The organism is Wolbachia endosymbiont of Dipetalonema caudispina (genome assembly GCF_013365495.1).
Taxonomy (GTDB): domain Bacteria; phylum Pseudomonadota; class Alphaproteobacteria; order Rickettsiales; family Anaplasmataceae; genus Wolbachia.
The window spans coordinates 114279-129064 of record NZ_CP046580.1 but is presented as its reverse complement, the minus strand read 5'-3'; the positions used below and the strand labels follow the sequence as shown (position 1 = coordinate 129064).

The window sequence follows — 14786 nt, the reverse complement described above, 5'->3', positions numbered from 1 at the left end:
TAAAAATATCAAGAACCAGCCAAGTTTGGCTTTCTAATACTAGCATTCAAAAAGTCAATTAAAGCAGTTTTATATGAGGAATCAGAAAAAGTACTGATATTATTTTGTGCCATGCTAATATAATGCATTGCTTTCTCTATAGAAAATTTAACAGCATTATGATAGTTAATATAGTACAATGCTTGATCAAAATCACGTTCAGCTGAAGAAAAACATTTCTCCCAAAATTTTTGTTCTTTTGGGCTGCTTTTTTCATATGCTATAATAGCAGGTAAAGTAACTTTACCCTCAAGAAAGTCTTTTCCAATTTGTTTACCAGAAGCACTTTGACTAGCAGTATAATCAAGCATATCATCAATTATTTGAAATGCCATACCAAAATTAAATCCAAAATTTCTCAGTTTCTCTATATCATCACTTGCAGCACCAGATATTACAGATGCTGCTTCACAACATGCAGAAAATAAAGAAGCTGTTTTTTCTCCAATAATAGAGAAATAATTTTCTCGAATAGTGCAGGGATTAAAACATGTTGTCATCTGCTTTATTTCACCCTTCACAAGCAAATGTGACGCCCTAGAAAGAATAGAAAGGATATTTAAATTTTCACACTCTATAAGCCATCTAAATGCCAAAGTCAATAACAAATCACCAACTAAAATACTTGATTTATTTCCCCAAACTTTATTTGCTGTTTTAACTCCATGTCGTACTTCACTTTCATCAAGTACATCATCATGAAGCAAGGTAGCATTATGTATAAATTCTACCGATGCAGCAATCTTAATCCTATTTTCTCCAGAATAATTTAATATTTTACATATAACAAAAACAAGCTTAGGCCTGATTTTTTTTCCACCAGACTTAATAAGATGAGATATAATGTTAGCAGCAAGCTTGATATCTTCATTATTAATACTATTGAAAATAAAATCTTTCATAGCCGATAAATCAGAAGATACAATATTATCTAATATATCATTATTCACTAACAACATTTAAAGAGACTTACAATCTTGCTCTTCTTTTACTTTTTTCTTTTTTATTTCACCCGCTTTGCCTCCATCTTTCTTATTTTTTTCTTCTAAAACTAAAAAACCCTTTCTTCTTATAAACCATAACACCCGCTTAGTTGCCTGTGCACCTACACTTAGCCAATATTTCAATCTATCAACTTTAACTATAACACGATTTTGATTATCTTTTGTTAGCATTGGATCATACTGTCCTATTCTTTCAATAAAACGCCCATCTCTTGGCGCACGTGAGTCAGCTACAACTATTCTGTAAAAAGGACGTTTTTTTGCACCAAACCTTGCTAACCTTACTCTAACTACCATTTTAATCTTTACTTTTATAATGTTATTTATAAATTTATATCATAAACAATTCAAGTCAAATAAATTATATAATTTTCACATCTAATATATAACATTTAAACTACATGAGTTTAACTTATAAAAATTATCTTAATATATAAAACTTTATAAGCCTGAATACCTAAACTGATTCACTGATTTAGCTAACCTTCACTGCATTATAAAAACAACTTTAGAGCTTTTATGAAATTAGTATATATATGCAATTTCATAAAATTTTGAAATATACAGATAAATAGTATCTTATTTTAAGGTAAAAATTAATACTGTACTTAAATAGCCTAATAATACTAATATGAAAAGTTATTCTATATTATTACAAAATGTAGAGAAGACTTTAAAGCTATTTAAATGAATAGCTTAAATATTAAATAGTAAAATAAATATAAAACCTTAAGAAAAATAATCACTAAATAATAGTCTAATGATTAATCTAATTTAAATATATTAAATATTCATTACACAACATATTGCATAAATTAAAGTGCAATTTTTTATCCTACCAAGAAACTCAAAGATATAAAACTAATCACAATTTACCATTTACTACTCATTCTCTCTTTAATTAAGTAAAAATCTATATTACTCCAACTTTTTAAGAAGCTATGATATAAAGATGCATTTTGAAACAAAGTGATAAATTACATATAATAATTAAAATAAAAAGTAAAAAAAGCTATTAAAAAACAGTAATTCCTTTTTTTCAAAAACTAAATGATCATCAAGTTTAGCACATAAAAAAAGCCAAAAACAATCCCTAATTACAACTAAACAAGACTTTAGTAAATTCTTTACTAGTAAATTCTCTAAGATCCTCTATATTTTCACCAATCCCTATAGCATATAACTTTACTTTATAAATTCCTGCAAGCCCAATCACTACCCCCCCCTTAGCAGTACCATCCAACTTTGTTACAATCAGCCCAGTCACATTTACCATCCTATTAAATGCATCTAACTGACTATAAGCGTTTTGGCCAGTAGTTGCATCAAGAACTAAAATTACATCATGAGGGGCAGTATTATCTAATTTCTTTATTGTTCTATGTATTTTTGATAATTCTTCCATAAGATTTACATTATTTTGTAGCCTACCCGCTGTATCAATCAGAACAACATCAATATCGTTTTCTACCGCTTGATTTACAGCTCTATATGCTACACTTGCAGAATCACTTCCGTATTCTCCAGTAATAATTGAACAACTAGAACGTTCTGCCCAAACATTTAATTGCTCACTAGCAGCAGCTCTAAATGTATCACATGCAACTAGCATAACAGATTTTCCCATTTTTTTATATTTATATGCAAGCTTACCTATAGTTGTAGTCTTACCATTACCATTTACTCCGCATATCATTATTATATGTGGTTTTTTTCTTAAGATTAATGGTTGTGCAACAGGAGTCAATATAGCTTCTATCTCATTCATCAACTTCCGTGTGACAATATCATACCCAATTTTTTCATCAAACTTAATATTTATAAGCTTATCAATAATCAACTTAGAAGTTTTATAACCAATATCCATACTAATTAGTAGCTCTTCCAACTCACTCAAAAGTGAGTGATCTATCTTTTTTTTACCAGAAAAAATAATTTTCATTCCATCGCTAAAACGAGAAGAAGTTTTTAACAATCCTTTATAAAGGTTATTAAATAAACTCAAGCAAATACTCCCTTTAAAATTAAAAATACAAAAATTATATATATTATATATATTTATAAAGCAAATATATTTGTATAACACATTATTAAATTAAAATGTTCTTAGTAAGTAGATGTTTTTCTTCAATTTTAAAATTAAATGTGTTATAATACAAGTTAGCAATTTATAAGAATTTTATGAGTTACAATAAGAAAATCCTAGATCATTATGAAAATCCAAGAAATGTTGGGTCTTTAGATAAAAACGATCCAAATGTTGGTACTGGTTTAGTAGGCGCACCATCATGTGGCGATGTTATGAAACTACAAATAAAAGTCAACGATAAAGGCATTATTGAAGATGCAAAATTTAAAACTTTTGGTTGTGGCTCTGCTATCGCTTCAAGCTCTTTGCTCACAGAAATGATTAAAGGAAAAACTATTAAAGATGTAACACAGATAAAAAACACTCAAATAGTAGAAGAATTATCTTTACCACCAGTAAAAATACACTGTTCAGTACTTGCTGAAGATGCCATAAAAGCTGCTATTCACGATTACCAAAGCAAACAAAGCAAAAGTAACAACTAAGAAATTATGAATAAACTTCAAGAAGTAAGTTCTATAAAAAAAGATAAAAAACCTATCACTATCACTGCAAATGCAGTAGCAAGAATAAGATATTTATTAAATCAAAAACAATATGATAACAACCTTAAAAAATCAGAAAAAGCAATAGGAATAAGAGTGCTAATTAAACAAAGAGGATGCTCTGGTTTAAAGTATTATATTGAATATGCATATGATATTCGCCCTTTAGAATCAATAATTGAAGAAAACTGCAATAACGGTCAAAAAGTAAAAATATTAATTGATCCAAAATCTATTATGTTTATAATTGGTTCCGAAATAGATTATGTAGAAGAAAAATTTTCATCAGGTTTCATTTTTAGAAATCCTAATGAAAAAGGAAAATGTGGTTGTGGAGAAAGTTTTCATGTTTAGCAACTATTTTACATTATTTAAAATTAAGCCAGCCTTCAATATCAACTTTGATGAATTAGAGAAAAGGTATATTGAGCTAAGCAAGACTAACATAAATGAAGAAGAGTCTAAAGATATGAAAAATATAAACAAAGCCTACCAAGTATTAAAATCACCACTAAAACGAGCAGAGCATTTACTGAATCTTTTTGGTACAAAAAACCAAGAAAATTATACAAACCCTGAAATATTAAATGAATCAATAAAAATAAGAGAGTATTTGCTAAATTGCGATAATTTGCAACTTATAACTCAAGTAATTAACGAAAAAATAAATGATTGCACTCAGAACCTAATAAATGCCTTTGCTATAAAAAACTTTAAAGAAGCTGCAATGCAAGTTTCAAGGTTGAAGTATTTATATAAGTCACTTGAAGAGGTAAAACAAAGTGCGGCCTATTCAAATTTCTGAACCAAATTTAAATGAAGTAGTTTTTGGTATAGACCTTGGCACTACCAATTCTTTAATTGCTGCAGTCAATAAAGCTGGCGACGTTGAAATATTTAAAGATGAGCAAGGAAGAGAACTACTACCTTCTGTTATTTCATATGAAAATAATACATTAAAAATAGGCTATGATGTTGATCCAAGTGCAATATATTCCATAAAACGTTTAATGGGCAAAAGTGTTAAAGATTTAAATAAAAAAAGTACCAATTTTGAAATCGATAATGAAAGTGAAAAAGTTATCAGAGTAAAATGTGCAGAAGATAAATATCTTACTCCTGTTGAAATTTCTGCTGAAATATTAAAAGCTCTATGTGAAAGAACAAAAAAATCTATAGGAATAAAAGTAAAAAAAGCAGTAATTACCGTACCAGCTTACTTTGATGATTCAGCACGTAATGCAACTAAATATGCAGCAAAATTAGCTGGTATAGAAGTTATTCGCCTTATCAATGAACCAACTGCTGCTGCACTTTCTCACTCAATCAAAAAGAACAACAATAGTGGAATATATGTAGTTTATGATCTTGGTGGCGGAACATTTGATATTTCAATATTGAAAGTACATCAAGGAGCATTTCAAGTCCTTGCGGTTGGTGGTGATACTGAACTTGGTGGAGATGATTTTGACCATTTGCTAAGTTCAATCGTACTCTCTAAATATAGAAAAAAAGCAGGTTCAAGCAAAAAATATTCTAATATTACTTCAACATATAATATTGATATTCATAACGCGCGCATTGCAAAAGAATACCTAAGTAAAAATACATCAGGCATTTTTAGTTTTAACATCAATGGTGAATTATTTAAATGCAAAATTATCAAAGAAGAATTTGAACAAGCAATTGCTCCCTTAGTTAATAAAACTATCAGTATAGTTACTCGTACTATACGTGACATAGATCTCAAAATTGATAATATAAAAGGAGTAATTTTAGTTGGAGGTGCAACTAAAGTACCATTAGTACAAAATTCACTAGTCACACTTTTTGGAAACAAAGTACTAAGTAACGTAGATCCAGAAAAAGCAGTTGTTATTGGAGCAGCTTTACAAGCTCATGTTCTCACTTCAAACTCAAAAGATAGAAATGTTCTTCTCGATGTCCTACCCTTATCACTTGGCATAGAAACTATGGGAGGGATAGTCGAAAAAATTATACCAAGAAATACACCACTACCAGTTTCAGAAACAAAAGAATTTACAACTTATGCTCATGGGCAAACGACAATAAAAATCCACGTCTGTCAAGGAGAACGTGAAATGATACAAGATAACAAGTCCTTAGCACAGTTTGAGTTAAAAGGCATACCACCATTGCCTGCAGGTTTTGCAAAGGTTGAAATAGAATTTACAGTCAACGTTGATGGAATACTCACTGTCACTGCAAGAGAAAAAAGCACTGGCATTGAACAAACAGTTGAAATAAATTCAAGTTTTGGCTTAAGTGAAATTAACATTCAAGACATGGTCAAACAATCAATAAATAACTTTGATAAAGATATGAAAGCTCGTTCCCTTGCAGAAGCAAAAGTTAACGGAAGTAAATTTATACACCTGATTGAAAGTAACAAAAATCTTATTTTTGATAAAAAGTTAAAAAATCTACTACAAAACGCAAAAAATGCTTTACAAGAAAATGACTTAAATAAAATCAATAATGCCATCGCTAAATTAGAAAGTCTTTTTAAAGTTATATAAATTAATAAATAGTGAAACCTACATAACACTATGTAATATCCTATTAAATCGCAAGGCAACTGGTATTCTAAAATTAAATGGTAACCAATCGACCTTTCTTAATCTAAATGATAAACCAACTATATCTACACGTCCAATTATATTTTCCATCGGTACAAAACCAACTTCAGAAAACCTACTATCAAAAGAATTATTTCTATTATCTCCCATAACAAAAAATTGATTATCAGGCACATAATAAGCCTGGCTATTATATGATAATTGATTAAGAACATTATCTATTAAAATCTCATATTCCCTTTTATTTGGAAGAGTTTCTATATATCTTGGTATACTACGATTTGATTCATAATCAAAAAAATCTCCAATTCGCTTTCGTTCTACCTTCTGGTTATTAAGATACAATTGCCCCTCTATTATTTGCACTTTGTCACCTGGTATTCCTATTACTCTCTTAACAAATCTAATGCTATCATTTCTTACTGGTTTAAAAACTATTATATCACCACGTTTTGGAGGAGTATAAAAGATTCTACCACTAAATATATTTGGAGAAAACGGAAAGGAATATTTACTATAACCATATAAATATTTATTGGTAAAAATATAATCTCCTTCAAGAAGAGTACTTTTCATTGAGCTAGAAGGAATATGAAACGGTTCAAATAGAAAACTACGTATTGATAATGCAATCAGCATTAAAAAGAATAATGAAGATAAAAAACCTCTAACTTTTATTATCCAATTTTTTCTTAATTCTTCCAATTTTCTAACTTGAATTTTCTTATAAATTAAATTTATTATACACATAAAAGCGATAACGCAAAATTTTATCACAGATACTATTTTCTATTGCAAATTTAAATTCGCATAAATTAGCTACCATTCACTTATCTTCTATAAGATCCCTTGTACTTACTTGAAGTAGCAAACATTTAAATAACAAAAAAATAAATTATCTTAATAAAAAAAGTTAATAGACTTTTGCTTAAATATTATACTCTAAAACATCGTTCACTTAATTATAAATCTTAAAGAGGATGAGTTTAACCTCTAAAAAAATAAATATGTTTTAAAGTACTTATTTATAGAATACAAACAAAATTAACAATAGAAATCACAAGAATTAGCTAAGTTAAAATAACCACCTCCATAAATCTACCTACCATAAAATGGTGTCATCTCTTAACTTAAGTAACCCTAGTTTATATTATTTCAACTAATTAAACTTTTTCATCACTACATCCCTAAATCTAATTTCTTTAATGTAATGAAATTAATCTACATTTAAACTGAGTAAATCAATTTAAAATTAAATTATACTTTACTGTATAATAAAGTTAAAATTAGTATATCATAAAACAAGCTTTATAGAAAATATTTATAATTTTTGAAACTCCTTCCCTCTTATTCTTGATAATCTCATACATAGTTTCATAGTACACCTTACACATTAAGTTATAATATATAAAAAGCTATCCCCAAATCATTTATTAAACTTAAATATACTCCACTATTAATAGTGGCTATCTTCCTATATACATAAAATCACATTCATTCTTATCATCAATAAGAATCAATAATTATAATATTAGTTCCTAATTGGAATTAATTTGAGACAAAGTAAATAAATTAACAACTCTTCCCTCTTTTCCCTACCTTAATCATAAAACTACACTTATAATCGCTCTATTCCTCTTTAGTTACTAGAAGGTATTTTTATCCTACTCAACTAAATTATACTTTAACTATTATAAAAATTAATCAAAATTTTGATTTACTATTTCCTATCACTACAAAAAATTCAACTATTATCCATGAACTACTATTTCTACTCTATTTAAGATAAAGCCACATCTTTAAAAAGATTGATCAATATACTATAAAACCAACTTCTCTGCAAAAACTTTTTATAAAATATTTTTTGAAAAAAAATATTTAACTAAAATTTAACAAAATTAAATTCTTTTTTTGTCTATATCAAAGATACTACGCTACTGTATCGCTAGATCAACCATCCTACTATAGGCTATAAAAAAAATAAATCTTTACAATCTATAAAATTTTAAAGGCAATAATTTATACTAAAACTTAATTTACTACAATCTTCTTTACAAGAAGAAACAATAATCAAACTTTTATGTATTTTTATTTTGCTCTAAGCCAGAATTATATTGAGTAAACTACCATCAATATCTTGTTATTCTCAATATCTTAAATAATTTCAGTTTTCTTGTACCTAATAGAAATTAGCTGACAATCCTTACTAGTGTTTTCAATACAATTTTATGTCTATTTAGAGTAGTTGAATATGCTCATAAATACTTTTAAATACAGTAATTAAAATTTTAATACACACATTTTAGCTTTGCAATGTTTTTTGTCTACTAAAGTAAAAAAGCATATATGCTTAATATCACAAAACCTATCTGGACATATCAACATTTTTTATTGTTAAATAGTTCTTTTAAAATAAACTTTCTTTATAGCTAAAAAAATTCCTTTGTAAAGGAAAATATTTTATATAAATTTTTATATTCAAAAATGATTTAATTTAAGATCAGCACATTATATTTCTGTACTCTTTCAATTTTCTCACTTCAATTCAATCTATACATAATATTTTTTTGAATTTATTACTATCATCACTTTCTTTTTATCTAAAATACTATCTACTATCTGTATGTTTGAGTATATAAATAATATACTCTAGAATAGATAATGTAATTTATTTAAAATAATCTTTATATAGAAGAATTTAATTGAACAAATGGAAATTATTTTAACTGAGCCACGTGGATTTTGTGCAGGAGTCAAAAGAGCTATAGCTATACTCACCACTATTCTCGAGAAATACAAAAATAAACGTCAAGTTTATGTGCTAAATGAAATTGTTCATAATAAATACATAGTAGAAAATTTTAAAAAACAAGGAGTGATTTTTATAAACAGTATTGAAGATGTTAAAGATAATACTGGAATATTAATTTTTAGTGCACATGGAGTGCCAAAAAACACAGAAGAGGAAGCAAAAAAAAAAGGTATTCAAGTAGTGGATGCAACATGTCCTCTAGTTAGTAAAGTGCATAAAGAAGCAAAAAGTTATGAAGATAATGGTAAAGAACTAATTCTAATTGGACATGAAACCCATCCAGAGGTTAAAGGGATTAAAGGAAGAGTAAATAATCCTATTGCTCTAGTACAAACTGTAGAAGATGTATACACCTTAAAAGTTAAAAATCCAAATAATTTATCTTATGTTACACAAACTACTCTCAGTGTCGATGACACCAGCAAAATTATTACTACTTTGAAGCTCAAATTCCCAAACATTATAGGTCCTAATTTAAAAGATATATGTTATGCAACCCAAAATAGGCAAAGTGCTGTTAAAAAATTAGCTGAGTTTGTAGACGTAGTATTAATTGTAGGAAGCAAAAACAGTTCAAATTCAAATCGCTTATTAGATCTATGTATTGCAAAAGGAAGAAGAGCCTACTTAATTGATAACTACAGCTATGTAAATAAAAGTTGGTTACAAAACGTAGAAAAAGTAGGAATTACTGCAGGTGCATCAGCTCCCACTATATTAGTTGATGAACTAATAAACTACTTGAAAACAAGCACAAATGCAAAGGTTTCAGTTATGCCTACTAGTATTATCGAAAATGTTCAATTCAAAATAACAAAGTTAGTGTAAGGCATCTTATTTACTAAACTTCAATTACTGGAAAAAAATATAAAAATTATTAACAATAATGCGCCTGCTAAACAAAATAAAAGTTCAGAAGTAGTAAATTTAAAAAATTATTTAAGACAATTTTAATTTAAAATAGATATAAGTTAAATTTTTATCCACTTATTAGCAACTTTTTGAATATAAAAAATCATAAACTGAATAGTAAAAAAACATCAGAATTGATTTGATGAAGCAGTATTAGAATTTCTAATCACTAGAAAACACTAAGTAGAATTAAACATAAAAAAAGTAGCTGTATGATAAAATCACATAAAATAATAATCTTTTGATAAACTTATATAAAATCTAAAATCTCATTAGTAATTATCAAATTAAAAAAATAAAAAAAAACAACTAAGATACTAGAATAGTATACAAAAAAATAATATCCGTCATATATCATGAAATTACAATATTTTCCTATAAATTTTCATATAATTGATATTATAGATATAAAGCTCACCTATTTATAAACATTAAATAGGTAAAGAGGATGAGACTTAAGAAGAATATTAATAACTACAAGCTTTTGTATGACTTATACATATCTACCACAAGTAAGTAAGTTTTTTAATTTAAAAGTTCATACTAAAGCTTTTTTAAAAATATAATAACGATATGCAAAATAAAAAAAGGAAGTTGATGAAGGAAGAGCAAAATTTACTAATTTTGCTCATCAAACAATAAAATATAATGAAAGAACAACATTTTGCTCATAAAACTTTATATCACAGAATTTGCTTACTTTTTCTCCACTTATAAAATCATTAGTAAAGCTATAGAAAATTTTGCTAATTTAGACTAGTAAATCTCTACAGACTAATTTACTTAATGGCATATTTTCTATAAACACAAATTAATTTTATAAAATCTAAAAAAAATTAAAAAATCTAACTAAATAAAAAAAATATTCATGAACAAAAGAATCGTCTCTATAAGAAAAAAATAATTATATTATAGCTTTTAGAAAGTAAAATGCATTATAAAAATGAGAACTTTATTTATAATACTGAGTAAAATGAGAAAAAGCATAAAATATATTATAATACTCATCTTTATAAAAATCATAACTATTTACTAACATTATTAGTTATATTAAAATTGTAATTTTCATAACTTTTTCTAAGTTAGATAAATTAATTTCACTTAAATCACTATAAATTTTTTCCAGATAAAAAAGTGATGTAATTTTTAACATTAGAAGAAAAGTCAGTTAACTGATTTAAGATTTCATTAACATATACAATAAATAAAATCACCTTAAAATGTCTAAAATTTATTACAGAACATAGAAAATTATTGCAGATAGTATTAACGCAATTGATAAAATTGAAAAGATCTTATAGCTTAGTTAAAATGATCTAAAATAAAAAAAAAAGCATATGATTGGTATCAAAACAGTACCGTAATCATTATAATCGTAAAAGTTACTGAACTTGAACTTAGTCTCAAAAAGATGATAAATAACCTAAAAAATTCCTTATCATAGGATGAAAAGATTTATTTACAAAAAAAACAACACAAAAAATAACCCGCCTTTTATTACAGGTATCTTTTATATTAACAGGGGCTGAATATATTTCTTCCATTTTATGAAGAACTAACTCAATTTGCTTAAAAATGTTAGCAGCGTAATAAAAAGTTAAATTAATTGTTTTGCTTACATTTCAGTATATTATAAAAATCTTTAAAAGCATTTAAAATACTAAGCTCAAGATTTTATAATGATCATAGTTTATTGAATAAAATTCAAATAGCAATTAAAATGTTTTTTACTTTTCACCATATATTCCCCAAGATATTATCTCTAAGTATTTAATAATATGGCATTATTAATAGTTGAGTCGCCTACAAAAGCAAAAACAATAGGTAAGTTTTTAAATAAAAAATTTAAAGTAGCTGCATCTTTTGGACATATAAGAGATCTTCCAGTAAAAAATGGATCTGTTGATCCAGATAATAATTTTGCTATAAAATACGAAATCATCGAAAAAGCAGAAAAATATGTGAAAAAATTAGCTAAGGAAGCAAGCAAGACATCTGATATATACCTTGCAACAGATCCAGATAGAGAAGGAGAAGCAATAGCTTGGAATATAATAGAAGCATTAAAAGAAAGAAAAGCAATTAATAATAAAAGCAATATTTATAGAGTAGTTTTTAATGAAATAACAAAAAGAGCAGTACAAGAGGCTATTAAAAATCCACGTAAAATAAATATGGATTTAGTACGTGCACAGCAGGCACGTAGAGCTTTAGATTATCTAGTAGGATTTAATTTATCACCACTATTATGGACTAAGCTGTCAGGAAGCAAATCTGCAGGGAGGGTGCAATCTGTTGTACTTAAGCTTATATGTGAACGGGAAGATGAAATTAGTAAGTTTATATCACAAGAATACTGGAGCATAAAAGTAAAAATGCAAAATAGTAAAAGCGAAACATTTTTTGCTGTACTAAGCCACTATAACAATAAAAAACTAGAAAAGTTTAGTATCAAGAATCAAGAAGAAGCAAAGAACTTAGCAAATGAGATTAAATCACGACAATATATCATAAATATAATAGATCACAAACAAGTTAAAAGGAATCCGTTGCCTCCATTTATTACTTCAAGTCTTCAGCAAGATGCAGTAAGCAAGCTACATTTAAGCGTGAAAGATGTTATGTATATAGCACAAAATTTATATGAAGGTATCAATATCGGTGGTGAGACTGTAGGACTGATAACTTATATGCGTACAGATGGATTCCATATTGCAAGCGAGGCTATAACTTCAATCAGAAAGTTGATTAAATTACTATATGGCGATAGATATTTACCAAAGTTTCCCCATCAATATGTAAAAAAGATTAAAAATGCTCAGGAAGCCCATGAAGCAATTCGCCCAACTGACATAAATAGAACACCAGATAGTATTAAAGACTATTTAACACCAGAGCAATTCAAATTATATGATTTAATTTGGAAAAGGACTATTACAAGTCAAATGGAATCAGTGATCCTTAATCAGATGACAGTTGAAATTAGTTCTACTGATCAAAAAGTAATTTTACAAACGAGTGAATCAAGCATATTTTTTGATGGTTTCTATAAAATCTATAAGTATAATATAGACAATAAGAATGAAAGCTTTCTATCTATTATGAAAATAGGTGAAACTTGTAAGCTAATTTCTGTTGATTCAAAACAACATTTTACCCAACCACCATTACGTTACAGTGAAGCAAGTATCGTAAAAAAAATGGAGGAAATTGGTATAGGACGTCCATCAACTTATACGATTATTATTTCAGTATTACAAGACCGTGGATACGTTATACTAGATAACAAAAGATTTATTCCAAGCAGTCGTGGTAAGATTGTTACCATATTTTTAGAAACTTTTTTTCGGAAGTGTATAGAATATAACTTTACAGCACAAATAGAAGAAAAACTTGATTTAATTTCAAATGGATGTGCAGATTGGAAAAAAGAACTTAGCCATTTTTGGGTACCGTTTTTTAATCTTGTAAATTCTGTGAAGCAAATGACGCATGATGAAATTTTTAATGGAATTCATGATTTAATAGTTGATTGGTTTTATCTAAAGGAAGAAAAAAAAGAAATAGGCAAAAAATGTTCTAGCTGTTCTGATGGCACATTGAAATTAAACTTTGGAAAAGCTGGGATATTTCTTGGATGTTCTAATTATCCTACATGCAATTATACAAAAGAAATTATTGCCAGTAATGATAACTCTGAATACCCAAGAAGTTTGGGTATAGATGAGATAACTGGACAAGAAATAATGATTAAAAAAGGTCCTTTCGGAGTTTATTTAGAATCTAATAATAAGTCAAAAAGGAAAAAGACAGGATTTATCCCTAAAGATATGAACATTAATGATATTAATTTAATTACTGCTATACAGTTACTTTCTTTACCAAAAATAATCGGAAAACATCCTAACACTGAAAAAAAAGTAAAAATTGGTCTTGGAAGGTTTGGGTACTATATTTTTTATGATGATAAATATTTTCCTCTGAAAAAAAGTTCCAAAGAAGCATTAAAAATACAGTTGAATGAAGCTATACAAATTATTGCAAACAATTCACAAAAATGGCAAAAATCTCTCGGACTTAATAAAAATGGAAAAGAAGTTTTCATTCTCAGTGGTAGGTATGGGTTCTATATAAAGATTGGTAGAACAAAAGTTGCTTTGAGTAAGAACATAGATATTGAAAGTATAAATCTAAAAAAGGCCTTAGATTTAATTAAGAATAAAAAGTAAAACTAAAAAGTATATGTTTATAGCTTTTCCTTTAAAAACATTAAGATACAAAATCTTATAAGTAGAAAATAATTACACATTATTACTGTATATAAAAATAAGTTATGTTTAATGATATTAAAAATTATAGCTTATATTTAATTTAAAAATTATCCCAATAATAAGAGTAAAATATAGTAATATTATAAAAATTTATCTAAATAGTTAAAAATGTAGTAATTCATGAAGAAAACTTTTTATATGATAAAAATTAGAATTAAATTAGTAGAAACTTATTTAGAAATGGTATAGGCGATAACCTTAATAATTTATTAAAAATATTTATAAATCCTATAGATTTTGCAATAGGTATAAAAGAAAAGAAATAATCAATATTTTATGCCAAAAATCTACAAAAAATCTTCTCTGCAAAAAAGTGATTTAAATATCTAATAAATAGATTTAAAGATATTTCAATCAATGTTGGCCAATTACTAGATAATAAAAAATTGATAAAGTATGCATTCTTTAAAGTTAGTCAAGCATTAAATGAAAACTTTAATTCTAAACACTTTAC

10 protein-coding genes are annotated in these 14786 nt (G+C 26.8%); 6 read left to right on the top strand and 4 right to left on the bottom strand.

Annotation, left to right across the window (positions count from 1 at the left end):
- Positions 1–8 precede the first annotated feature (8 nt).
- From GOY14_RS00480 to ftsY, 3 genes are all read right to left on the bottom strand, one after another.
- Positions 9–998 carry a polyprenyl synthetase family protein gene (locus GOY14_RS00480; RefSeq protein WP_175809279.1) on the bottom strand — a complete coding sequence of 330 codons (990 nt, stop codon included), beginning with the start codon at positions 996–998 and terminating at the stop codon, positions 9–11.
- Complete coding sequence (rpsP, locus tag GOY14_RS00475; RefSeq protein ID WP_175809277.1) at positions 999–1340, bottom strand: 30S ribosomal protein S16; 342 nt, start codon at positions 1338–1340, stop codon at positions 999–1001.
- Positions 1341–2136: 796 nt separating this feature from the next.
- Complete coding sequence (ftsY, locus tag GOY14_RS00470; RefSeq protein WP_175809275.1) at positions 2137–3048, bottom strand: signal recognition particle-docking protein FtsY; 912 nt, start codon at positions 3046–3048, stop codon at positions 2137–2139.
- A gap of 176 nt (positions 3049–3224) precedes the next feature.
- Here ftsY and iscU point away from each other — a divergent pair, with 176 nt between their 5' ends.
- The 4 genes from iscU to hscA are packed head-to-tail and all read left to right on the top strand — an operon-like array spanning position 3225 to position 6217.
- A complete protein-coding gene (gene iscU / locus GOY14_RS00465) occupies positions 3225–3617 on the top strand; it encodes a Fe-S cluster assembly scaffold IscU (RefSeq protein ID WP_175809274.1) in 393 nt (130 codons plus the stop codon).
- Between the two features lie 6 nt (positions 3618–3623).
- Positions 3624–4031 carry a HesB/IscA family protein gene (locus GOY14_RS00460; RefSeq protein WP_175809272.1) on the top strand — a complete coding sequence of 136 codons (408 nt, stop codon included), beginning with the start codon at positions 3624–3626 and terminating at the stop codon, positions 4029–4031.
- Positions 4024–4482: an iron-sulfur cluster co-chaperone HscB C-terminal domain-containing protein gene (locus GOY14_RS00455; RefSeq protein ID WP_175809845.1), complete on the top strand. Its 459-nt coding sequence runs from the start codon at positions 4024–4026 to the stop codon at positions 4480–4482. Before GOY14_RS00460 ends, GOY14_RS00455 begins: the two co-directional genes overlap by 8 nt.
- Positions 4460–6217 (top strand): Fe-S protein assembly chaperone HscA, encoded by a 1758-nt coding sequence (gene hscA / locus GOY14_RS00450; RefSeq protein WP_175809270.1) that lies wholly within the window; start codon positions 4460–4462, stop codon positions 6215–6217. Before GOY14_RS00455 ends, hscA begins: the two co-directional genes overlap by 23 nt.
- Positions 6218–6235: 18 nt before the next feature.
- Here hscA and lepB read toward each other — a convergent pair whose 3' ends face one another.
- Positions 6236–7027: a signal peptidase I gene (gene lepB, locus GOY14_RS00445; protein ID WP_175809268.1), complete on the bottom strand. Its 792-nt coding sequence runs from the start codon at positions 7025–7027 to the stop codon at positions 6236–6238.
- Positions 7028–8987: 1960 nt separating this feature from the next.
- Between lepB and ispH the strand changes: the two genes are divergently transcribed.
- Together ispH and topA are read left to right on the top strand one after the other, a co-directional pair.
- The gene (gene ispH, locus GOY14_RS00440) at positions 8988–9917 is read left to right on the top strand and encodes a 4-hydroxy-3-methylbut-2-enyl diphosphate reductase (RefSeq protein ID WP_175809266.1); all 930 of its coding nucleotides are present in this window, start codon (positions 8988–8990) and stop codon (positions 9915–9917) included.
- Positions 9918–11779: 1862 nt separating this feature from the next.
- Complete coding sequence (gene topA / locus GOY14_RS00435; RefSeq protein WP_175809264.1) at positions 11780–14230, top strand: type I DNA topoisomerase; 2451 nt, start codon at positions 11780–11782, stop codon at positions 14228–14230.
- Positions 14231–14786: the final 556 nt, after the last annotated feature.